21 protein-coding genes are annotated in these 21,299 nt (G+C 68.6%); 11 read left to right on the top strand and 10 right to left on the bottom strand.

Features of this window, described 5'->3' with window-relative positions; all coding sequences use genetic code 11:
* The first annotated feature begins 89 nt into the window (after positions 1–89).
* Both BJ987_RS28690 and BJ987_RS28695 read left to right on the top strand, forming a co-directional pair.
* Positions 90–1,589, top strand: a complete 1,500-nt coding sequence (locus BJ987_RS28690; RefSeq protein WP_307869784.1) for a PucR family transcriptional regulator — start codon at positions 90–92, stop codon at positions 1,587–1,589.
* 22 nt (positions 1,590–1,611) lie between these two features.
* The gene (locus BJ987_RS28695; RefSeq protein ID WP_209896029.1) at positions 1,612–2,148 is read left to right on the top strand and encodes a hypothetical protein; all 537 of its coding nucleotides are present in this window, start codon (positions 1,612–1,614) and stop codon (positions 2,146–2,148) included.
* A gap of 54 nt (positions 2,149–2,202) precedes the next feature.
* On the opposite strand, the gene BJ987_RS28700 is transcribed toward BJ987_RS28695, so the two are convergent.
* The 3 genes from BJ987_RS28700 to BJ987_RS28710 all read right to left on the bottom strand — a co-directional run bounded on the left by BJ987_RS28700 (position 2,203) and on the right by BJ987_RS28710 (position 6,249).
* Positions 2,203–3,375 carry a low temperature requirement protein A gene (locus tag BJ987_RS28700; RefSeq protein WP_209896031.1) on the bottom strand — a complete coding sequence of 391 codons (1,173 nt, stop codon included), beginning with the start codon at positions 3,373–3,375 and terminating at the stop codon, positions 2,203–2,205.
* Positions 3,376–3,577: 202 nt separating this feature from the next.
* Positions 3,578–4,786, bottom strand: coding sequence for an MFS transporter (locus BJ987_RS28705; protein ID WP_209896033.1), 1,209 nt, complete (start codon positions 4,784–4,786; stop codon positions 3,578–3,580).
* A gap of 101 nt (positions 4,787–4,887) precedes the next feature.
* Positions 4,888–6,249, bottom strand: a complete 1,362-nt coding sequence (locus BJ987_RS28710; RefSeq protein ID WP_209896035.1) for an NAD(P)-binding domain-containing protein — start codon at positions 6,247–6,249, stop codon at positions 4,888–4,890.
* Positions 6,250–6,350: 101 nt separating this feature from the next.
* Here BJ987_RS28710 and BJ987_RS28715 point away from each other — a divergent pair, with 101 nt between their 5' ends.
* A complete protein-coding gene (locus BJ987_RS28715; RefSeq protein WP_245366171.1) occupies positions 6,351–7,187 on the top strand; it encodes a helix-turn-helix domain-containing GNAT family N-acetyltransferase in 837 nt (278 codons plus the stop codon).
* An 82-nt stretch (positions 7,188–7,269) separates the two neighbouring features.
* Here the strand turns inward: BJ987_RS28715 and BJ987_RS28720 are convergent, their stop codons facing one another.
* Both BJ987_RS28720 and BJ987_RS28725 read right to left on the bottom strand, forming a co-directional pair.
* Positions 7,270–8,664, bottom strand: coding sequence for an amidase (locus BJ987_RS28720; protein WP_245366172.1), 1,395 nt, complete (start codon positions 8,662–8,664; stop codon positions 7,270–7,272).
* A 332-nt stretch (positions 8,665–8,996) separates the two neighbouring features.
* A complete protein-coding gene (locus BJ987_RS28725; protein ID WP_209896039.1) occupies positions 8,997–9,638 on the bottom strand; it encodes a TetR/AcrR family transcriptional regulator in 642 nt (213 codons plus the stop codon).
* 208 nt (positions 9,639–9,846) lie between these two features.
* Between BJ987_RS28725 and BJ987_RS28730 the strand changes: the two genes are divergently transcribed.
* Positions 9,847–11,235 carry an NAD(P)/FAD-dependent oxidoreductase gene (locus tag BJ987_RS28730; RefSeq protein ID WP_307869785.1) on the top strand — a complete coding sequence of 463 codons (1,389 nt, stop codon included), beginning with the start codon at positions 9,847–9,849 and terminating at the stop codon, positions 11,233–11,235.
* A 2-nt stretch (positions 11,236–11,237) separates the two neighbouring features.
* Positions 11,238–13,010, top strand: coding sequence for a hydroxysqualene dehydroxylase (locus BJ987_RS28735; RefSeq protein ID WP_209896040.1), 1,773 nt, complete (start codon positions 11,238–11,240; stop codon positions 13,008–13,010).
* On the opposite strand, the gene BJ987_RS28740 is transcribed toward BJ987_RS28735, so the two are convergent.
* Positions 13,011–13,334 (bottom strand): MerR family transcriptional regulator, encoded by a 324-nt coding sequence (locus tag BJ987_RS28740; RefSeq protein ID WP_209896042.1) that lies wholly within the window; start codon positions 13,332–13,334, stop codon positions 13,011–13,013.
* Between the two features lie 148 nt (positions 13,335–13,482).
* On the opposite strand from BJ987_RS28740, the gene BJ987_RS28745 reads away from it, so the two are divergent.
* The 3 genes from BJ987_RS28745 (at position 13,483) to BJ987_RS28755 (ending at position 14,561) form a co-directional block, all read left to right on the top strand.
* Positions 13,483–13,905, top strand: coding sequence for an Hsp20/alpha crystallin family protein (locus BJ987_RS28745; RefSeq protein WP_209899234.1), 423 nt, complete (start codon positions 13,483–13,485; stop codon positions 13,903–13,905).
* A 168-nt stretch (positions 13,906–14,073) separates the two neighbouring features.
* Positions 14,074–14,271 carry an Rv3202a family protein gene (locus BJ987_RS28750; protein WP_209896044.1) on the top strand — a complete coding sequence of 66 codons (198 nt, stop codon included), beginning with the start codon at positions 14,074–14,076 and terminating at the stop codon, positions 14,269–14,271.
* A gap of 125 nt (positions 14,272–14,396) precedes the next feature.
* Positions 14,397–14,561: a hypothetical protein gene (locus BJ987_RS28755; protein ID WP_209899758.1), complete on the top strand. Its 165-nt coding sequence runs from the start codon at positions 14,397–14,399 to the stop codon at positions 14,559–14,561.
* 166 nt (positions 14,562–14,727) lie between these two features.
* Here BJ987_RS28755 and BJ987_RS28760 read toward each other — a convergent pair whose 3' ends face one another.
* Positions 14,728–15,228 carry a hemerythrin domain-containing protein gene (locus BJ987_RS28760; RefSeq protein ID WP_209896046.1) on the bottom strand — a complete coding sequence of 167 codons (501 nt, stop codon included), beginning with the start codon at positions 15,226–15,228 and terminating at the stop codon, positions 14,728–14,730.
* 115 nt (positions 15,229–15,343) lie between these two features.
* Positions 15,344–16,912, bottom strand: coding sequence for a putative glycoside hydrolase (locus tag BJ987_RS28765; RefSeq protein WP_245366174.1), 1,569 nt, complete (start codon positions 16,910–16,912; stop codon positions 15,344–15,346).
* 167 nt (positions 16,913–17,079) lie between these two features.
* Here BJ987_RS28765 and BJ987_RS28770 point away from each other — a divergent pair, with 167 nt between their 5' ends.
* Positions 17,080–18,081, top strand: coding sequence for a polysaccharide deacetylase family protein (locus tag BJ987_RS28770; RefSeq protein WP_307869786.1), 1,002 nt, complete (start codon positions 17,080–17,082; stop codon positions 18,079–18,081).
* Between the two features lie 6 nt (positions 18,082–18,087).
* Here BJ987_RS28770 and BJ987_RS28775 read toward each other — a convergent pair whose 3' ends face one another.
* Positions 18,088–19,524 (bottom strand): serine/threonine-protein kinase, encoded by a 1,437-nt coding sequence (locus BJ987_RS28775; RefSeq protein ID WP_209896048.1) that lies wholly within the window; start codon positions 19,522–19,524, stop codon positions 18,088–18,090.
* Positions 19,525–19,676: 152 nt separating this feature from the next.
* On the opposite strand from BJ987_RS28775, the gene BJ987_RS28780 reads away from it, so the two are divergent.
* Positions 19,677–20,354 carry a phosphodiesterase gene (locus tag BJ987_RS28780; RefSeq protein ID WP_209896050.1) on the top strand — a complete coding sequence of 226 codons (678 nt, stop codon included), beginning with the start codon at positions 19,677–19,679 and terminating at the stop codon, positions 20,352–20,354.
* Positions 20,355–20,409: 55 nt separating this feature from the next.
* On the opposite strand, the gene BJ987_RS28785 is transcribed toward BJ987_RS28780, so the two are convergent.
* On the bottom strand, positions 20,410–20,874 hold the full coding sequence (locus tag BJ987_RS28785; RefSeq protein ID WP_209899243.1) for a DUF4383 domain-containing protein: 465 nt from the start codon (positions 20,872–20,874) through the stop codon (positions 20,410–20,412).
* A gap of 217 nt (positions 20,875–21,091) precedes the next feature.
* Between BJ987_RS28785 and BJ987_RS28790 the strand changes: the two genes are divergently transcribed.
* Positions 21,092–21,268: a hypothetical protein gene (locus BJ987_RS28790; protein WP_209896052.1), complete on the top strand. Its 177-nt coding sequence runs from the start codon at positions 21,092–21,094 to the stop codon at positions 21,266–21,268.
* Positions 21,269–21,299 lie beyond the last annotated feature (31 nt).

Here is a 21,299-nt window from a genome sequence, read left to right on the forward strand (position 1 = left end):
AATCTGAACTGTGGCCCAGTTCACACCGCAAGGTTTGTACGTATCTCCAAATGCGGTGGGTACCCCGACCGCTGTTAGCGTAGGAAACTGTGCGATTACGTTCCCTGCTCACCATGACGGCCCTCGGTCTCGAACTCCTCACCGGGGAGGAAGACCTGGACCGCTTCGTGCGCTGGGTGGTAACCACCGACCTGCTCGACCCCAGCCGCTACCTCTCCGGCGGCGAACTCGTGCTCTCCGGCCTGCAGTGGCGCGACAGCCCCGCCGACAGCGAAACCTTCGTCGGCGCCCTCGCCCGAGCCGGCGTCGCGGGGCTGGCCGCCGGTGACGCGCGCTACGGCGGCGTGCCCGAGGACATCGTCGAGGCCTGCCGCCGGCACCGGATCCCGCTGTTCCGGGTCCAGGAGAACGTCGCGTTCGCGACGGTGACCGAGCAGATCACCCGCAACCTGTCCACCGGACGGGCGGCCGACCTGAGCGCGGTGCTGGACCGGCACCGCCAGCTCGTGGCGGGCAGCGGGCTCGGGTCGGTGCTGGATCTGATCGAACGCGATCTCGGTATGAGCTGCTGGGTGATGTCCTCGACCGGGCGCGTGGTCGCCGGGTCGGTCGCACCGCCCGAGGGCGTGACCGCGGCGTTTCTCAACGCCCGCCGACTACCCCTGGTGGAACGCGAGAACGGTTCGCCCCATTCGATTTTCGCGGTCGACGAGTACAGCACCTCGCGAGTCGCGGACTGGTTCCTGGTATTCCAGGGCGACTGCACCGAGTGGTCCGAGGAACGGCGCGCGCTACCCGGCGAGCTCGCCGCCGTCGTCTCACTCGAGCGGGCCCGACAGGACGACCGGCAGAGCGCCGAAGGACGGCTCGCCCAGGAGCTGATCGAGCTCATCGTCTCCGATGCCAAACCGGCGGAGATCATCTCGCGCCTGGAACTGACCGGCCTCGGCCCCGGTGAGACCTACATCGCGGTCGCCGCGGCGTCCGAGGGCGACACCCTGCGGCCCGGCGAACTTCGCGTCCTGTTACGCGAAATCCTTTACGGCAGAAGGCCGGCCGCCGGAGTGGTCGACGGCGAGGCGATCGCGCTGATCCCGGCGCGCAGCTCGATCCTGGACGAAATCCAGCTCGCCCTCAGCGAATTGGCGCCCGCACTGGGTGAGAGCCGGCTCTCCGTCGGCGTCAGCGGGGTCGTCGACGGCGAAGGTCTGCGCGGCGCGGTCGAGGAGGCCCGGTACGCCCGCCGCATGGCCGGCCGCAGCGAACACCAGGCGAGTGTCGTCGGGCATGACCAGCTCGCCACCCACATGCTGCTGCTCGCCAGCGTGCCCGACGAAGTGCGGCGCATGTTCCGGACCCGGCTGCTCGACCCGTTGAGCAACTACGACCAGGACAATCGCGCCGATCTGGTGCACACGCTGGAGACGTTCCTGCAGTCGTCGGGATCGTGGACGAAGTCCGCCGAGTTGCTGCACGTGCACGTGAATACGCTGCGGTATCGGATTCAGCGGATCGAGGAACTGACCGGACGCGACCTGTCGCGGCTCGAGGATCGGGTCGACTTCTTCCTGGCGCTCGCGCTGCGCTGACCTGCCTGCGACAGTGGTACCGATGACTACCACCGGTTTCCAGCGCATCTCGCGCCTTCGCGCGCTCATCGATCACCCGCGCACCGGGCCCGATGAGCGCGCCACCGCACAGCGGATGCTTGACCGGATCCTGAGCAGATCCGGCGCCGTGACCGCGGACTCCACCCGCGCCTACGGTACCCGTCACCGTCGCCTCGGCAAGCATGCCGACCTCGCCGCCGTCGCCGAGATGATCCGCGACGACATCGCTTTGGCGCGAACCATGTCGGACACTCCGGCCGCACCCGGCGATCTGGCCCCGGTCGATCCCCTCGGTGACGCACCCGCCCAACTCACCTTCGTGGTAAGCACGCCCCATCCCGGTGCCATCGACATCACGATCGACGACATCCCCCAGGCCTGGGGTTGGGCCGATAGCTCCGGCGCCCCGACCGCCGCACTGCAATCCCTGGCTACCGAACTGGCCGACATCCTGCACAGTTACAACCACAGCGGCGCAGACCTCCCGCCACGCTTCTTCGGCCGCGTCCGAGCCGGAAACCGCACGCTGATCTGGTAACTCGCGCCACTCATCCCTCAGCGGGCCGCCCGGGCGGAGCGGACGCGCTGACTGTCAGTTGCTCGGCCGGTGCGAGTGCGCGTAAATGCTCACCCCGACGAGCAGCGCCATCAGCACCCCGGCCGCGGGCACGGGATAAGGCGTGAAACTCGCCGCCAGAATGAGCGATCCGAGCAGCGGCATGGTCCAGGCGTACGGCGCGTTCGCGCCGTGCGGCCGGACCATCAGCCACCACACCACCAGCAGATAGCAGAAGACGGGGATGGTGACTGTCAAACCGGCCTGTGTCGTCGACACATGGGCGTGGTGTTCGACTTGCGCGATGGTGACCGACAGCCCCGCGCCGACCGCGGCCCCCGCCGCGAAGATCACGTAGTGGCCGTAGCCCCACACATAGGGAGAAGGCGTAGACGCGAGCAGCTCACCGGCGTTCATCGAGAAGTAGACCCACCACATGCCGAACACGATGAGCAGACCGCCCGCCGCGATGAGCAGCAGTTCGGTGTTCATCGCCGCAGTCAGGGCGTCCCGAAAAGCATTGGTGGCGGACAGGATTGTCTCGCCGAGCACGATGATGGTGAGCAGCCCGTAGCGTTCGGCGATGTGATGGGGATGCCACGGCATCCGCCAAGCCCGGTCCGCCCACGGCGGCACCAGCAGTTCGGCCACCACCATCACCAGAAAGCCCCACGGCCGCAGCTGGCCGGGCAGGGCGAAGATGACCACGGCCCAGCCGCCCATGGCCAGCGACTCACCGGCCACATACCGCAGCATGGCGGCCCGAGCCAGCGGATGCGCCCGCGCCGCGCGCAATTGCTGGGCGACCAAACCGACGCGCATCACCAGGTATCCGACGAACACGATCGCGAAGTCGCCGTCGTCGAAAGCGCGCGGCACACCGGCCGCGAGCAGCAGCACCCCGGTCATCACCAGCAGCGTGGACAGCCGGTACGGCACATCGTCGGTGTCGAAAGCCGAGGCGAACCAGCTGAAGTTCATCCACGCCCACCAGATCGCGAAGAACACCATGAAGTAGCTCAGGATCCCGGCCGCGAAATGCCCTTCGGCCAGCGCATGCTCCAGCCGCAACGCGACCTGCGCGACCGCCACCACGAAGCACAGGTCCAGCAACAGCTCCAGCGGCGTCGCCGCCCGGTGTGGCTCGTCCGGCCTGCGCGGCGTCATCCGATGCCGCCAGGTCCACCCGCTGATCGCATGCTCGGTCATGTACGCATCGTAGGGAGCGCCGGATCCCGCATTCCGGATCCGCGGCGGCGATTCGACGTCGATCACAAGACGCACCGCCTCACGGTCCGAATGCCGTGGCGAACTAGTGGTCTCGTCGGCGGCGCCGGCGCGGGCAGCGCCTGGCATCCGGCCCTGGGATCAGCCGAGCGCGGAAGTGCCCGCCGGCGCGGCTGGCACGACATCAACCGCCGCGGCGCGGGACGGTCGCGACGGACAACGCGGCGGCGATGACGACACAGACGCCGAGGAGTTGGAATGCCCGGGAGTAGCCGCCGAGCTGTCCTGCCATGGCCGTCGCGGCGAAGGGGGCGAGAGCCGAAGCGACGATCGACGGCGCGGCGAGCAAGCCGGAGAGGCGGCCGTAATGCGAAGTGCCCCAGCGGTCGGTCACGGCGGTGGCCTTCAGCAGCGTGAGCACGCCGCGGGCCATGCCCGCGAGCACGGCGGCGCCGACCAATGCCGTTGCGGTGGTGAGACTTCCGAGCAGGACGGTGCTCGCGGCGATACTCAGCAGGATCAGCGCGGTCCGTGTGCGAACGCTGGTGTGCCGCTCCAAGGTCCCGTATCCGAGCCGGCTCAGCACCTGACCGGCCCCGCCGAGCCCCAACGCCAGCGCTGCCGTACCTGTACTGAAGCCTCGTTCGATCAGCAACGGGACCAGCAGGATCACCGCCGCGGCGACCGCGAACGAGGTGATCGCCAAAGCGGTTGTCAGGATCCGGAATTCCCGCGTGCCCGCCGCTCGGGCCGGGCTCGCGTCCTGGTCGGGTTCGACGATCGGTCGGGCGGGCCAGCGCAGACGAAGACCGTACCAGTGCGCGGGTATCGTCAAGACCGCGAGGAGCCCGGCGAGCACGAGATAGGTTGCGCGCCAATCGAACCGCTGGGCGATCGCGGCCGTGAGCGGAGCGAACACGGTGCTGGCCAAGCCGCCGGACAAGGTGAGGATGGTCATCGCCCGGACGCGCCGGACACCGTGCCAGCGGGTCAGGGCCGCGAACGCGGGCTGATACAGCACCGCGCTCTTGGCCGCGCCCACCAGCAGCCATCCGGCGAAGAACCAGGCGAGATGCTGCGCCGAGGCGACCAGCGTGAGCGATACGACCCCGAGCACCGAGCCCGCGCTCATCACCCAGCGCGGTCCGTAGCGATCGAGCCATCGTCCCACCGGTATCCCGGCGACCGCGCCCACCAGTTGCCCCGCGGAGAACGCGGCCGTCAACGCCGTTGCGGACCAACCGGTTTCGGCACTGATCTGCCCGGCCAGCACCGGAAACGCGTAGTACAGAATCCCCCAGCTGGTGATCTCGGTCAGGCACAGGACCGCCAGCACCCGCCGCAGCTCCGCGGCACTGGCGGGCGCACCCGGCACCGACAGGTCTTGTCTCACATACTCACCACTCGACGTGGACAACAGCCGTCCCCGATCTACGTTATCGGCTGTCCGGGCCGTCGTCCCGGGCCATTTCGCGCCGGGACGACGGGCTCAGGTCAGCGAATCCGTTCTGACAGCGGCAGTTGCGGCAGACCGCCGGGAGCGGACAGCGCCAGGTCCGCCGCGGGCGTCGAACAGCAGCCACCGCCCGACTCCTCCTCCGCCGGTGCGTCGAAGAGTCCCGAGCCGCCACAGACTCCGGTGTCCGGCAGCACCAACTCGACTCGCGCGGCGGCCTCGTGGTCACCGGCCAGCGCGGCGGCGATGGAGCGGACCTGCTCGTACCCGGTCATGGCCAGGAAGGTCGGCGCGCGGCCGTAACTCTTCATCCCGGCCAGGAACACTCCCGGCTCCGGGTGCGCGAGTTCGCGCACCCCGTGCGGATATACGGTTCCACAGGAGTGCAGGTTGGGATCGATCAGCGGCGCGAGGGCGGTGGGAGCCTGCAGTGTGGCATCCAGTTCGAGCCGGACCTCCGAGAGCCAGGACAGGTCCGGGCGGAATCCGGTGAGCACGACCACCTCGTCGACGGCTTCGACCGGAGCACCCGCGGCCGGGATCAGGACCAGGCGGCCGGCCGCGTCGCGCTCGACGGTTTCGGTCCGGAAGCCGTACACCACCTCGACCCGTCCCGCCTCGACCGCCTTGCGGCCGTGCTCGCCGAGTGCGCCGCGGGCGGGCAGTTGGTCGCTCGCGCCGCCGCCGAAGGTCGCGCCGATGTCGCCGCGCCGCAGCAGCCAGGTGATCCGAGTGCCGGGGTGCTCCGCCGCCAGCGCGGCGAACGCCACCAACGCGGTGAGCGCCGAATGTCCGCTGCCCGCGAGCGCTATGTGCTTGCCCGCGTACCGGGACCGGCCCGCCGGGTCCGTCAGATCCGGGACGCGATAGGTAATCCGTTCAGCCGCAGCGCTTTCCCCGATCGCGGGGAGCCCGTCACCACCCAGCGGATTCGGTGCGGTCCACGTCCCGGAAGCGTCGATCAACGCCTGGGCCGCGATGCGCTCGTCCCCGGCGGCGGTGCGGATGTGCACGGTCAGCGGTTCGGTGTCCCGCCCGGCATCCACGACCCGGTCCCGGCCGCGCCGGGCCACGCCGACGACCTCGGCACCGTAGCGGACCCGCTCCCCCAGCCGTTCGGCCAGCGGCCGCAGATATCGGGTAACCCATTCCGCGCCGGTCGGATACGAGGCCGGATCCGGTGCGCGCCAGTCCGATTCGGCCAGGATCGGGCGGGCGGCGGGTGCGATCAGCTCGGCCCAGCGCGAGAACAGCCGCACATGGTTCCACTGCGCCACCGCCGCGCCGGCGTGTGCGCCGCGTTCGAGCACGAGCACCGGCACTCCGCGGCCGGCGAGTTCGGCGGCGGCCGCCAGACCGACCGGCCCGGCGCCGACGACCACGACAGGGAGGGCATTCATGGCAATCCTTCTTTCATCGATACTCATCGATTGACTGGCCTGACAGTATCGACTGGGGTCGATGAATGCAACCATCGATTCAAATCGATACAATGGCTCGTATGCGCACCCTGCCGCAGGCCCAGATCCTGCCGACGAGCGAAGCCACCACCTACGCCGAGTGGTTCGCCTGCCTCGCCGAGCCGGTACGGGTGAAGCTGTTGCACGCGGTGGCGACAACGCCGCAGGGCATCACCATCGGCGCGCTCACCCAGATCCTGGGCACCAGTCAATCGACCACTTCACACCACGTGCGCAAGCTCGCCGACGTCGGCTTCGTGCGCTTGAAGAAGGAGGGCACCGCCACCATCGTGACGGTGAACGAAGCCTGCTGCGCGGGTCTGCCGCACGCCGCCGACGCGGTAATGGGTCTGCTCGCACCGCGGCCCTGCTGCCCGGAGGACGTCCCCGACGACGTCCACGTCCGAGGCCTGCGCCCCGAGGATTGGGATGCGGTGCGGCGCATCTACGCCGAAGGCATCGCCACCGGGATCGCCACCTTCGAAACGACCGTCCCCAGCCGCGCCGACCTGGACGCGCACTGGCTGCCCGAGCAGCGGTGGGTCGCCGAGATCGAGGGCGAGATCGCCGGTTGGGCCGCGCTGAGCCCGGTCTCGGCCCGCGGTTGCTACGCCGGCGTGGCCGAGACCTCGGTGTACGTCGCCGGCGACAGCCGCGGTCGCGGTGTCGGAAAAGCGCTGGTGCACAAGCAGGTGACGGCCGCCGATCAAGCCGGTCTGTGGACCCTGCAATCCTCGATCTTCACCGAGAACCGCGCCAGCATCGCCCTGCACCACGCGGCGGGATTCCGGACGGTCGGCATCCGGGAGCGCATCGCCCAGCGCGACGGCGTCTGGCACGACACGGTCCTGATCGAACGGCGATCGAGCGCCTCCTGACCTCCGCCGCACTGCGTGGCACACAGGTGATGTGGCCGCCGCGTCCCCGAATCACGTTGTCGGAGAGCCTGTCCCACGGCGGTCAGAACGGACGCGGCTGCGGGCGAGCCGCTTCCAGCTGCGCGGACACCGACAGGATGGTGGTCTCTCCGTTCGACGGGCCGATGAGCTGTACCGCCAGCGGAAGCCCGTCGGTGCCGACACCGCTCGGTACGGACGCCGCCGGATGGCCGGTGACGTTCCACAGGCCGGTATAGGCGGCCATCGGCATCGAACGCAGCAGGGCGCGGACGCTACCCGCGCCGTCGAGCACACCGACGCGGGGCGGGCGGATGGCGATGGTGGGTGTCAGCAGCAGATCGCAGGTCTCGAAGATCCGATCGACCTTGCGCGCCAGCACTTCTCCGTGCCGAATCGCGCGCTCGACGACCGGTCGCCGCGCCCAGGCGCCGAGGGCCACGGTCTCGCGGGTGCGGCGCTCCAGCAGTGCCGGGTCGTCGACGAGTTCGGCCTCGGCCCGGACTCCGCCGAAGAACTGCGGCAGGAAGGCCGAGGTGGGGTCCGGATAGCGCGGGTCGATCTCGGACACCGAATGCCCCAGGCCCGCCAGCAGTTCCGCGGTATCGAGGACGGCTCGGACGTGCTGTGGATCCGGTTTCGCCAGCGGCACGGGCGATTTCGTGCTGTAGCCGATACGCAGTCCGGTGCTCGGCCGGGTCGCCGCCGCGACGAACGACATGATCGGGTCGGGCGCGTGGAAACGATCCCGCGCGGTACTGCCGCGAATCACGTCGTAGACGAGCGCACTGTCGTACACGGTGCGCGTCAGCGGGCCAACCACGCCCAGCGCCCACCACAGGTGTTCGTGCGGCGCGGTCGGCACGCGCCCGCGCTGCGTCTTCAACCCGAACAGGCCGCAGCAGGCCGCGGGGATCCGGATCGATCCGCCGCCGTCACCGCCGATCGCCACCGGCACCAGCCCGGCCGCCACCGCCGCCGCGGAACCGCCGCTGGAGCCGCCGGTGGAGCGGGTGCGATCCCACGGGTTGCGGGTGACACCGTGGGTCGTGGACTCGGTGAAGGGCCACTGCCCGAACTCCGGCATCGCCGTCTTACCGACGATCACCGCGCCGGCCGCCCGCAGCCGCCGCACCACCTCGGAATCGGCGGCCGCCGGTCGGTGGTTGGCACGGGTACCGAACGTGGTCACCTCGCCGGCTACGTCGAGTTCCTCTTTCACCGCGATCGGAATGCCGTGCAGCGGACCCAGATCGGCGCCCGCCACCCGCTCCCGATCGCGGTCGGCCGCCTCGGCCCGCGCGCGTTCGCGCAGCACGGTGCTGAACGCGTTGAGATCGGACTCGCCGATTTGCCGCAGAGTCGCCTCGGTCAGTTCCGCGGCCGAGACCTCGCCCCGATCCAGCAGCTCGCGCTGCTCGCGCAGCCCGGCGGACACGATCTCGCGCATTTCCGTCATATCCCAGCCGACCCGCTTCTCCAGTCCGGCCCATCACAGCCGGATCACCTGCCTGCCCGCCGAGCCTAGTACCTGCGCCGATATCCGCGACACGCCATCACGGTTTCATAACGGCTGCGGTGGGGTAACCAGCTGTCATGACGGACCACCGACCTACCCGCATCGCCGGAATGGAACCGGGGACCGCAGTTCTGGCAGCTTCGACGTGCCTGGCCTTCTCGGCTGGAATCGCCGCCATCACGCGGTCACCCGGCATCACGCTCACTGCCTGCGCCAGTCTCGCCATCGGCCTCGCACTAGTCCTGAACATCCTGCCGCACAAGGCATAGCGCTCACCCGGGCGCGTCACCGTAGACCGTGAGCCAGACGGCCCGGCCGAGGGCCGCGGCCAGCGCCTCGTCGGTCACCGCCGCTTCCGCGGCGAAATTCACCGCGATCGTGCGCTCCACCATCGAGGTCAGCACCAGTGCCGTCGCGGCGGCATCCAACCGGTCACTGACCTGGCCGCTCCGCTTGTCGGCTTCGAGCCGTTCCCGCACCAGGCCACTGAACACAGACACCCGCCCGCGCCAGTACGCGCCGACATCCCGGTCGTAGGCGGAGACCTCGCTCAGCGCCAGCAACAAGTAGCGGTGCGCGCGGAACCCCGTGATCATCGCGCCCACCGCGGCCACCACCCCGTCCTGCTCGTCGGTGTGGTCCGCGCGCCACCACAATTCGGCCGCGCCGAACAGATCGGCGGTGGCCAGCTCGGCCATGCGAATGAGCAATTGGCTCTTGTCCGGGAAGTAGCGGTAGAAGGTCGAGCGCGCGATCCGCGCGGTGGCCGCGATGCGCTGCACCGCGATCTCGGTGAACGGAATGCCCTCGGCCAGTAGCTGTTCGAGAGCGCGCAGCACCCGGCGCTCCAGATCCGCGCGGCGCTCGTCGTCCGGCGGCCGGGCCGGGCGCGCGGCGCGGGTCAGCGAGGGCATCGGAGATCGGGTGTCGAGTCCGCCATGGATGCCATTGTGCTCCTTCGTCCCGCACCCGGGCCGGGCCATCTGACCCAGACAGGTATTGACATCACGTCGCGGCGAGCTCAATATCGGACACAGTGTCCGAGACACAGTGACCGAGGACAAGCATGATCGAATACGCAGTCCCACCAACGCGATTCACCGGCGGCATGGGCCGCCTGTCGTGAGCGCCGTAGAAACAGCCGACGCGATCGTCGTCGGAGCCCGATGCGCCGGATCGGCGGCCGCCATCGCCCTGGCGCGCGCCGGGCGGCGGGTAATCGCCTTGGACAGCGCGCATTTCCCGTCCGATACCGTATCGACGCACCTGCTGTGGCCCGCTGGAGTGGCGGAGCTGCGACCACTGGGCGCCGCGGCGGCAGTCGAGCAGCTCGGCGCACCACACCTGACGCTCGCCCGGGCGGGCGGCTCCGGTTTCTGCGTCACGTCACCCTTCAGCCCGGTGGACGGTATCGATTACGCGCTGTGCGTACGCCGGCCCGGGCTCGACGCCGCGCTGGTCGGCACGGCCAGGTCGGCGGGCGCCGAGATCCGCGAGCGCGTGAAAGTCGGCGAATTGGTCTGGGACAGTGGCCGCGTCAGCGGCGTGCGCTACACCGACCGAGCCGGCACGACCATCGAGTTGCGCGCGCCGCTAGTGATCGGCGCGGACGGCCGCCGCAGTACCGTCGCCCGGCTGGTCGGTGCGGATCGGCCGTATCTGAGCCAGCCGAGCGGGCGGGACTGCTATTTCGCCTACTGGCGCGACGGCGACTCCGCCCAGCGGCATATCGCGGCGCAGTGGCGCGCGGGCTCGGACCTCGGCACCGCGTTCCCGTGTGACGACGGCCTGGTGCTGAGCCTGGTGCAGCCGCCCGCCGAACCTGTCCAGCCGGGCCCCGGTCATGCCGAAACCCGGTACCTGGCAGCACTCGATCGCCTACCCGACCTCGCGGCGCGCCTGGCGGGCTGCACCAGGGTCGGCCGGGTGCGCGCCGCGACCGGCATCGTCTCCTACTTCCGCCGCTCCTCGGGCCCGGGCTGGGCACTGCCGGGCGACTCCGGCCATTTCAAGGATCCCGTTACCGCGCAGGGCATTCGAGACGCCCTGCGCTACGGACGCCGGCTCGGCGAAGCAGTGGCCCCGGTGCTGCACGATCCGGCCGTCCTCGACCGCGTCCTGCTCGAATGGGAACGCGAACGGGCCGCGGAATGCCTGGACATGTACCAGTGGACGAATCGGCTGGCCCGCGCCGAACCGATGCGACCGCTGGAAATCGAGCTCTATCGCGCCGCCCAGCGCCAAGCGGCCCTGGCCTTGGCCGCGACCGAGATCTTCTCTCGCACAACGACACCCAAACAACTCCTGTCACCCACCCGGGTCACCGCGCTGACCGCGAACGCCATGCTGCGCGGCGCACCCGCCGCCGTGCTGTGGAACCTGGGCCAGGAGCTTCGTGACGCCGCCGCCGAATGGTTGCAGGCCCGCACTGCCGCACAGGCGATTCCGCGGCACCTCGCGCCCACACCCCGACAATCCACGCAGGACCGCGATCCCGTCTCCAGGAGCTAGCCATGCACGACCCTCGACCCGCGTCCGGGTTCAGCCGGCGCGACATGCTCCGCGGCGCGCTGATCATGGGCGCCACCACCGGCCTGTGCGCCGGGCAAGCCCACGCCGCCCCGCTGCGGCGCACACCGGCCACCGGCCGCTCGGTCGCGATCTTCGGCGGCGGCGTGGCCGGTCTGTCGGCCGCGCACGAACTGATCGAAAGAGGTTATGAGGTAACGGTTTATGAGCCGTCCCACCTCGGCGGTAAGGCCCGCAGCATGGGGGTACCGGGCACCGGGACCGACGGCCGAGCCGACCTGCCCGGCGAACACGGCTTCCGCTTCTTCCCGGGCTGCTACCAGAACATCCCGGACACGATGAGCCGAATCCCGTTCCCCGGGAACGTGAACGGCGTCGCCGGGAATCTGGTCCGGGTCGACGGCGCGGTCGCCGGATTCCGGGATCTCCCACCGGTTTTCACGCCGGTCGAACTTTCCGGCCTCCGGCATCTCACCCCGGAACTCCTACAGACCTCCCTCATCACCGCGTTCAGTTTCGTCCCCGGCCTGCCGCCGCTCGAGCTGGCCTTCTTCGCTCGCCAGATCGCCCTGTGGTTCACCTCCTCGGACGAACGCCGGTACGGCCAGTGGGAATACGTCACCTGGGAGGCGATGCTGCGAGCGGAGGGAAAATCCGCGGCCTACCGCGAGTACCTCGTCAGCGCGCTGACCCGGATCACCGTCGCCGCGAAGCCACACCTCAGCTCGGCACGCACCATCGGCACCATCGGCGAGGCCCTGGTGCTGGCGGGTTCCGGGCTGATCCCGCAGTTCAGCGGCGGGGTCGATCGGATCCTGAACGGACCGACGAACGAGGCCTGGATCGACCCGTGGGTGGCTTATCTGCGTTCGCGCGGCGTGGTTTTCGTCATGGGGCAGCGCGCGACGCGGTTGCGGCTGCGGGCCGGTGCGATAACGGGGGTAGCTGTCGCCGGTGCCGGCGGTACCACCACCGTGCGCGCCGACTGGTACGTCTGCGCCATGCCGGTCGACCGGACGCTGCCCCTGCTCGACGACGACATCCTCGACGCCGATCCGCAGCTGGCCGGCATGCGCGAGCTGGTCACCGACTGGATGGTCGGCATCCAGTACTACTTGCGCCAACCGACCCGGCTACCGCAGGGGCACATCGCCGCGCTCGGCACCCCCTGGGCCCTGACCGCACTGCGGCAGGCGCCCATGTGGCGCGGCGACTTCGCGGCCCGCTACGGCGACGGCAGTGTGCGGGAATGCCTGTCGGTGGACATCTCCGACTGGGACGCCCCGGGCATCCGCTACGGCCGGACCGCCAAGGACTGCACCGCCGAGGAGATCGCCGCCGAGGTCTGGGCGCAACTGAAGCGCTGGCTCAACACCTCGACCGGCTGGCTCCGCGACGAGGACATCCTCTCCTGGCACCTCGATCCCGGCATCTCCTGGTCCGCCGGGCGCATCCACAACGAGACCCCACTGCTGGTCAATACCGTCGGGTCCTACGACCACCGGCCGCACGCGCACTGCGCGATTCCCAACCTGTTCTTCGGCGGCGACCACGTGCGCTCGCACATCGACCTCGCGACCATGGAGGGCGCCAACGAATCCGGTCGCGCGGTCGCCAACGCCATCCTCGACGCGGCGGGCGACGCGGCGCCGCGGGTGCCGGTTCACCCGCTGGTGACGCTGCCCGTCTTCGAACCGTTGAAGCAGCTCGACGCCGACCGCTTCCGGCGCGGCCTGCCGCACATCATGGACAGCTGATCACTTCTCGCCCAGCCGTTTGGCCAACCGGATGTTGTCCGCGCGCAGCGCGGCGTTGTCGTCCTCGAGATCGAGGATGCGGCCGATGCCGGCGATGTTGATGCCGGCGTCGGCCAGCACCGTGATGCGCTGTAGCCGGGCCAGATCGTCGCTGCTGTAGCGGCGCGTGCCCCCGTCGCTCCGAGCCGGGGTGAGCAGCCCGTGCCGTTCGTAGAGCCGCAAGGTTTGCACGCCGATACCGGACAGCCCCGCCGCCACCGAGATCCCGTACACCCCGGCGGCAGGATCGGGCAGGTGGGCGGCCCGGTCTTGCTCCTGATTCATCCGACCTCTCTCTGATCTTCCCGAAGAGATTATCTGATTGACCCTCTTGCACTGTTATACATCGAGTGCTATAACAAATCTATGCCGAATGGCACAGATAATCTCACCACTTGCCGAGAGAGAATGGAGTGAGTTGGAGGTGGCGACCATGCTGATGCGTACCGATCCGTTCCGTGACCTGGACCGTCTCGCGCAGCAGGTGTTCGGCACGTCGGCCCGCCCCGCGGTCATGCCGATGGATGCCTGGCGCGTCGGTGACGAATTCGTCGTGGAATTCGACCTGCCCGGTATCGACCCCGACACCCTGGACCTGGACATCGAACGCAACATGCTGACAGTTCGGGCCGAACGCCCCGGCCTGGACCAGAACCGGGAGATGATCGCCGCCGAGCGGTCGCGCGGTGTGTTCACCCGGCAGCTGTTCCTCGGCGACAACCTCGACACCGAGCAGATCCGCGCCGACTACACCGACGGCGTGCTGCGTCTGAGCATCCCGGTGGCGGAGCAGGCCAAGCCGCGCAAGATCGAGATCGCCCGCGGCAACGGCCACAAGAAGGCCATCAACGCCTGATCCTGGACCGTCCGGAGGTCCCCGGCGAGATGGAAGGCAGGTGATGCCGTCGAACTACAGCGAGGCCAGTCCGTAGTTAGTCACGTCACCTTTCGAATTCCCGGCGTAGCCCGGCCCACGTGGGCCGGGCTCTCGCAAGCACCCGAACGTCAGGGAGGAGACACACCCATGCGCGATATCTTCCCAGCCGCAGGCGAAGCCGACTACGCTGATCAGCAGGTGCCGATTGTCGACACCGAAGCCGACAATGATGTCGTACCGCTTGCCGAGCGGATCGCCCGAGCGTGGGACACCGCAGAGTACGACCGGATCGAACAGTCCCGGATCGTCCCCCTTCCCGACGACGAGTATCCCTTCGCTTACTGACGTTTAGACCCGCACGGCGCGGGAATTACTGCCGCCGTTCACATCTCGCGCCTCGCGCAAGCTGTGCGGGGGTGAGAAGCAGTCAGCACCTGAGACAAGTTCAGACACTCGGAGGAATCCAGATCGTGGCCAGTCTCGACAACCGCACCATTTCCGCACGTCCGCGCCAGCACACCGCCGAAAAAGACAGCGAAACCCCGATTGTCTGGCCCGACCCGAGTCCGCTGGATTCCTGGTGGGAACAGGTCATGGGCCGCAACGCCCAATCCACCCGCCGCAGCGTGGCTTAACGCGCCTCCGATCGCTCCGAGAGCAGCGACTGCAGGGTCTGACAGCTCGGATAACTCAGGATGAAGGCTGCCGGCGGGCCGAAGAACGCCCACGGCTTGCCGATCCGGCGGGTGGCGAAGGGCGGCGGGGGTTGATTCCCCCGCCGCCCTCAGCTGTCCGTAAGGGTCATGCGGTGACCGCGTCCACCGCTTTCTTCAGCGCCGACGGCTGCGCCGGGGAGGTCGGCGCTTTCTCCTTCAGTTCCAGCATGCGCGCGCCGATCTCCTGAAGTTGCTTACGCCCCAGGTGTTCTCGCACCTTGGGGAACCATTCGTTCTCCTCCTCGTCGATGTGGTGATCGACACTCTCGATGAGGACGGTGGTCTTCGCGGTGAACCGCTCGTCGTCCGGCTTCATCGCCGCCAATTCGGCGATCAACACGTCGGCGACATGATGTTCCTCGAACGACTCGAGAATGTCTTTCTCCAATTCGGGCACGAGTGCGCGAACCTCGGGATACATGCATTCGTTCTCGATGTAGGTATGCACGGTGAGCAATTCGATGATCTTGTCGACCAGCTGCCCCTTGACCTTGTGCGCGCCCGCGCCCGCCTTCTCGAAATCACGGAACAGTTTCCGCACTTCCTTGTGATCCTCGCGCAGCAAAACAATCGCGTCGGTGGACATCGATACTCCTCGCTGTAGGAACGTGGCTTTTGCCCGGTCATTCCCGGCGCTGGGCCACTGAAACCGCGCCGATCAGCCTTTCCCACAGCCCGTCCCACACCCGGACGGCGTCGGCTCAGAGGTGATAGCGCACGGTCGGGCTCCAGAGGATATAGCTGTCGATGCCCGCGGCGGCGGCAGCAGCTATCTGGGCGCTGACCTGGGCGGGACCGTAATCTACGCCCAGGCTGAAGTCTTGCAGCCATGGAATGACTTCCGCGCCCGTGCCTTGGGTCAACCTGATGAAATCACCGAGCGACGCGTAAATGATGTCGTAGGGCTGGGAGTTCGGATCGGCGACGCCGTATTCACCGGGGTTCCAATGCGACGGATACAGCATCGGCGCCACGTAATCGACGTATCGGGCGATCAGCGGAATGTCTTGGGCGATCTGTTCCGGACGGGTCGAAGCGATGCCGAACACCGCGGCACCGAGGACCGCGCCCGCTCGGTGCACCGGATCCCTGCTCTCACGCAAGAATTCCGCGATCGAGGTGGTGGGGTCGGTCGTAGCGCCGGGAAATCGCATCTGGCCCAGCGGGCCGTCGGGCCGCCGGACATAGTCGTACATGATGTCGTCGAAGCCCAGCTGCGCCGCCTCGGTCGCGAGATCGATGTTGTAACCGCGGATTTCGGGATGCGCGAAGTTGGTGAACGCGATCGGTCCGTAGTGGCTGGAATACGGCCGGCCGTCGGCGTTCTGCACCACCAGGTCGCGGCGGCCGCTGTGCCAGGCCCACTCGGCGACCTTCGGATCCCGGAACGCCACGATCCGCCCCACCACCCGCAGACCCATGTCATGCAGCCGGCGCAGCGCGTCGGGGGCGTCGTAAATCGTTGTGGCGGCACCGGCTTCGCGGGCCAGCGGCACCTGCGAGTCGTAGCCGATGACGCCGTCCTCATCCTTGATGTCGAGTTGGACGGTATCGATACGGCCCGTACGCGCCAGCTCCAGCACGCTCTCGCGCAGACCCTCGTGCGACCACGCGTGCGCGGTGACATGGACGGCGCGGGTGCGCGGAATATCGACGGCGGCGTCGACCGGCACCGTCGTGGCGTTGCCCGCGACGTCGACGGCCTTCACCTCCGCGCCGACCGGCGCGTGCGGCACGGTGATCTCGAACGAACCGTCCGCGGCGGGCGTGATCGGCTGCGACCCGAGCGTCACTTGCCGCGCGCCCTGGACGGTGCCTCGGACGACGAACGGCTGCCGGTAGGAGGTCATCGGCGGCGCCGCGGTCACCAGGACCACCGGCGCGGTGGCGTCGACCGTGATGCTCTTCGACGTTTCCGGCCCGTCGCGCAGGAACCCGCCCGGGACCGACGCGGTGAGCTGGTGCACGCCATCGGGAAGCGGGGCCGGCCGGACCACGACGGTTTCGCCCTCGACCGTGGCGGCGACCGGCTTACCGTCCAGCTCGACGCGCACCGCGTACGGATCCTGGCCGCGCGCGTCGACCCGAATCACCATGTCCGCCAGCGTCGCAGCGTTGACCGGGCCGTCCGGCAGGCCGGCCAGCGGGAGCTCGCCGGGCGAACCACGCATCGCCCCCACCACGATCGACCCCAGTCCGACCGCTACCACCGCCGCGACCGCCACCAGCACCGTCCGCTGACGGCCTGCCCGCGGAACCCGTTTCAGCAACCCGCACACCAACTTTCGTTTCGGGGGGACTCTACTATCCCTGGGCCGCCACGGTCGCGGCCGGCTTTCGGGATCTCGCGCAGCACATCGTTATCCGCGGATTGCGAATCGGTCGCGGGTTCACCGACCGGCTACCGAGTCGGACCGTTCACCCGTACCGTGAGCCGGTGGCGACTGGGATGGTGCGAAGTGTCTTGGCGGCCTTGCTGTTCGCGGCCGCGGCCGGGTGTGCGAATGCCGAGCCCGAGGCGGCGCCACCGCCCACCGCGCCCGCGCCCGCCGTTCCGCCCGCCCCCACCCTCGACCCGGTGCAGGTGCGGGCGAACGAACTCGGCCTGGTCCCGGTGCTGATGTATCACCAATTCCTGCCCGCCCCCACCGGCGACTACGACCAGACCCTCGCCGAATTCCGAGACGAGCTGGAACGCCTGTACCGCGAGGGCTACCGCCCGGTGACCGCCGCCGAATACATCTCCGGCGCGATCGACATCCCGGCCGGCACCCACCCGGTGGTGCTGACCTTCGACGATTCGACCGCGAGCCAATTCGCGTTCGGCGCGGATGGCGGCCCCGCGCCGAACTGCGCGGTCGGCATCCTCGAGGAATTCCGCGCGCGCTACCCGGATTTCCGACCGAAAGCCACCTTCTACGTCAACAACGAGCCTTTCGGCAACCATCCGCGGGCCCTGACCTGGCTCGCCGAGCACGGCTACGAGGTGGGCTCGCACACCGCCAACCATCCCAACCTGGCCCGGCTGGACGGCGTCGGCGTACAACGCGAATTCGCCGAGAACGTTCGCGCCATCGAAGCGGCGGTGCCGGGAAAACCGGTGCGCACCATGGCTTTACCTCTCGGCATCGCTCCAGCCGACCGCGCACTCGCCGGAGCGGGTCACTGGGCGGGCACGTCCTACCGGTTCGACGCGGTCATGCTCGTCGGCGCGGAACCGGCCCCGTCGCCGTACGGCACGGTCGACCCCACCGCCGTCCCCCGGATCCGTTCCGGCAAAGGCGAAGTCCTCTTCGACTCGGCGTACTGGCTCGACCGGCTCGCCGAAAACCCCGCCCTGCGCTACACCTCGGACGGCGATCCCGCCAGGATCAGCTTCCCCGCCACCGGCGGCGCGGAACCGGCCGCGGCGTGGAGCACCCGGGCCAACCCGTACTGAGTCACGTCACGACGTGAGTTCGGCGCTGTCTATCTGGAAAGCCTCGCCGACCGGAACCAGCACGGCCACCCGGGTTTCGGTCGCGACCTTGCCGTCGACATAGCGCAAGGTCAAGCGGTAGGTGGCGGTGAGATTGCCGGTGTCGGTATCGACCACCTGCACGCCGGTCGAGGCGACGGTGCCCCAGAAGTCCCGGTAGCCGGCGTACCCGCCGATGTAGTTCTGGTAGCGCGGCGTAAGACGTCCCCACGCGGCCGCCGGATCATCCGGGAGCAGCGCATAGTGTTCCTGGACAAAGGCGGCGATGCTGTCGAGCGCCTGGGGTGGTGGAGGAATCACACCGGTCGGGGAGGTCGCGCCTCGCGTCGTTGTCATAGTCGGCGTCGATGTCGAGTCGAGCGGTTCGCCCGGGGGCGGGGGCGCGCTGCTGATCGACCCGGACTCGCCCTTGCCCTGAAGTTGGCTCACCAGCACCGCGCCGACAATAAGCGCGGCCACCAAAGCCGCGACAGCCACGAGGATTCCGGCTCGGCGGGGCCGTCGCGGACGGGTCGGAGACGGATTCGGATTGAGCTGCGTGGGGTCGAATCGGGCCGGATCGGGCACTGTGGCGGGGGCCCGTGAACTCGACCGCGGTGCGTCGGCGGCCGCGCGCGCGGCCGCCGCCAACTCCCCCGCCGTCCGGTACCGCCGCGCCGGATCCTTCGCCATCCCGCGCGCGATCACATCGTCGAACGCGGCTGATACCTGCCCGTTCGACGGCCGCGGCGGCGGTTCGGTGAGATGCGCGGCGATCTGGCGTTCGGCGCTCTCCCCCGCGAAAGGCTTGGTGCCGGTGAGGCATTCGTACAGCACACACGCCAGCGAGTAGACATCGGCGCGACCGTCGTAGCTACCCTGGGTCAGCCGTTCCGGGGCCATGTAGGCGAACGTGCCGATCGTCGCGCCGGTCGTGGTGAGACTGGATTCCCCGGTCCCCGCCGCGATCCCGAAATCGATGAGATAAGCGAAATCGGCTGCGGTGACAAGAACATTGGACGGTTTCACGTCGCGGTGCACCAGTCCCGCCTCGTGCGCCGCGTCCAAGGCCGCGGCGATCTGCTCCAGGTAGGCCACGGCTTTCGGCGGTGGCAGCGGGCCGCCCAGCACTAGCAGCGAGCCCAGATCCGTGCCCTCGACCAGCCGCATGTCCAGGTAGAGGCGGTCGTCGATCTCACCGTAGTGATGGATCGGGATGACGTGCGGTTCGCTCAGCCGCGCCGCCGCCTGCGCCTCCCGCCGGAACCGCTCGCGATACACCTTGTCGTGCGCGAAATGCGGCGGCAGCACCTTCAGGGCGACCACCCGATCGGTCCCGGTGTCGAAGGCCCGATACACCTGCCCCATGCCGCCCTCGCCGAGCAACTCGACGAGCCGATACCGGCCGAACGGTGTTCCATCCACCCTGTACGACTACCACCGAATCCAGCAACCCGCCATGCGAATGCGCCGACAATACAGATCACCGCAACCTCGAAGCGTGGTCGGCGGTTTATCACCGCCTCGCTCCGGGCAGTCGACCTACAGGACGCATTCGACGCGTGAAGGGAACTCCGATGGCTCAGTACCCGGCAGCAGTGGTGGAAAACGCTTTCGGAGCCGTGGCCCGATTGCGTGGCGCGCGGGTCTTTCATCCCGACGGCGTCTATCTGACCGGTCGATTACGGGTCGACAGCGAGTTCGAGCACCTGTTCGGGGTGGGCGATCAGCCGGTGACCGCGCGGCTGTCGAAAGGAACGTCCATGCCCGCCGGACTTCCCGACGTACTCGGTCTCGCCTTCCGGGTCCCCACTCGCGACAACCGGCCGTGGGATTTCACGCTCGCCACCACCGGCACCGGCAACCTGACCCGGTTCCTGGTGACGCCCACCCGTGGCTGGCGCAGCGCACGGTACGGCAGTCTGCTGCCTTACCGTTTCGACGGTTCGGACGCCACCTGGATCTTCGCCGAACCCGATCACACGCAGCCGGACACGGCTTCACTGGACGCGATGGCGGGATATGTGCGAGACAACTTCTTGACGTTCCTGCTGACGGCGAGCAGCTATGCCAAGCCACATCGCAAATTCGGCGAGCTGACGTTGCGCCAGGACGAGGCGGTCGAACATCCCATCGACTATTTCGATCCGATCCTGCATTGTCCGCCCGGTGTGCGAATGGTTCCGGAGGTCGTCAGCACGGTCCGCGAACTCGCTTACACCGGTAGCCGCCGCGGCCGCCATCAGATTCCCTGAACGCGATTTCGGCCACGTCATGTAGGACGTGGCCGAAATGTGGTACCGCCGAGAATCAGACACCCGGCCCCGCCGGGTAGTTACCGGTGCTGAAATCTCCGCCGGTCCGCGCCCCCAGCCGGGGCAACAGCAATCCGAGGGCGATCATGCCGATGCCCAGGACGAAATGCAGCCAATTGTCGGCGACATTCAGCGGGACGAAGTTCGCGTCACTGGTGCGATCGATGACCAGGCCGTACAGCCAGAGCACCAAGTAGATCGCACCGCCGACGAGCAGGTACATCCGCGCTCCCGGCGCTGTCCGAGCGGCGAGGATGCCCGCCAGACCGAACAGTAGGTGGACGACGTTATGCAGAATCGAGACCTGGAATATGCCGAGCAGTTCGGCGTGTGATTCGTGGCCCGCCATCTCCATGGTGTCGTAGCCCGAGGTGACGCCGGGAATGAACCCCAGTATCCCCACCAGAAGGAACACCGCGCCCACCACGAGGGCGCCCAACTGTACCGGTGACCGCCGCATAGTGTTCGTTGCAGAAGTTGACATGACAGTTCTTCCTTTCGCCGAGCGGATACCCGACTCGCGGCGGAGATTCCCGGCCCGATCGCACCGAAACCTGAAATTTCAATTCACCGGGCGTCGTGGCCCACACCAGATCGCAGTCCAACTCCGCGAGCCGCCGACCGTGCGCCGGGTCGACCCGCACCAGGAGCGGGTTCGCACCCTCCGGAATTCCGGAATGCCATTGGGGATAGTCGCGCGCGGTACCACCGAATGGAATGAGGGGGCCGTCGACGTCGAGGAAGAGCAGCGGCTTGGTGGGCACATTCGGACAGTAGCCCAGAACGTGCCGGATTCCTGCGGGCGCGTCACCGAGCTGGCGCACACCGTGCGCGCCCATCTCCCGGCGACCTAGCCTCCGGAACCTCGAGAAGCCTTACGGGCGA

This window comes from Nocardia goodfellowii, assembly GCF_017875645.1.
Classification (GTDB): Bacteria; Actinomycetota; Actinomycetes; order Mycobacteriales; family Mycobacteriaceae; genus Nocardia; species Nocardia goodfellowii.

Excerpts from the sequence above, each read along its gene's own strand:
- BJ987_RS28695 (WP_209896029.1), top strand. The coding sequence starts at position 1,612 with ATGACTACCACCGGTTTCCAGCGCATCTCGCGCCTTCGCGCGCTCATC.
- BJ987_RS28700 (WP_209896031.1), bottom strand. The coding sequence starts at position 3,375 with ATGACCGAGCATGCGATCAGCGGGTGGACCTGGCGGCATCGGATGACG.
- BJ987_RS28710 (WP_209896035.1), bottom strand. The coding sequence starts at position 6,249 with ATGAATGCCCTCCCTGTCGTGGTCGTCGGCGCCGGGCCGGTCGGTCTG.
- BJ987_RS28715 (WP_245366171.1), top strand. The coding sequence starts at position 6,351 with ATGCGCACCCTGCCGCAGGCCCAGATCCTGCCGACGAGCGAAGCCACC.
- BJ987_RS28720 (WP_245366172.1), bottom strand. The coding sequence starts at position 8,664 with ATGACGGAAATGCGCGAGATCGTGTCCGCCGGGCTGCGCGAGCAGCGC.
- BJ987_RS28725 (WP_209896039.1), bottom strand. The coding sequence starts at position 9,638 with ATGCCCTCGCTGACCCGCGCCGCGCGCCCGGCCCGGCCGCCGGACGAC.
- BJ987_RS28735 (WP_209896040.1), top strand. The coding sequence starts at position 11,238 with ATGCACGACCCTCGACCCGCGTCCGGGTTCAGCCGGCGCGACATGCTC.
- BJ987_RS28740 (WP_209896042.1), bottom strand. The coding sequence starts at position 13,334 with ATGAATCAGGAGCAAGACCGGGCCGCCCACCTGCCCGATCCTGCCGCC.
- BJ987_RS28745 (WP_209899234.1), top strand. The coding sequence starts at position 13,483 with ATGCTGATGCGTACCGATCCGTTCCGTGACCTGGACCGTCTCGCGCAG.
- BJ987_RS28750 (WP_209896044.1), top strand. The coding sequence starts at position 14,074 with ATGCGCGATATCTTCCCAGCCGCAGGCGAAGCCGACTACGCTGATCAG.
- BJ987_RS28760 (WP_209896046.1), bottom strand. The coding sequence starts at position 15,228 with ATGTCCACCGACGCGATTGTTTTGCTGCGCGAGGATCACAAGGAAGTG.
- BJ987_RS28780 (WP_209896050.1), top strand. The coding sequence starts at position 19,677 with ATGGCTCAGTACCCGGCAGCAGTGGTGGAAAACGCTTTCGGAGCCGTG.
- BJ987_RS28785 (WP_209899243.1), bottom strand. The coding sequence starts at position 20,874 with ATGCGGCGGTCACCGGTACAGTTGGGCGCCCTCGTGGTGGGCGCGGTG.
- BJ987_RS28790 (WP_209896052.1), top strand. The coding sequence starts at position 21,092 with ATGCCATTGGGGATAGTCGCGCGCGGTACCACCGAATGGAATGAGGGG.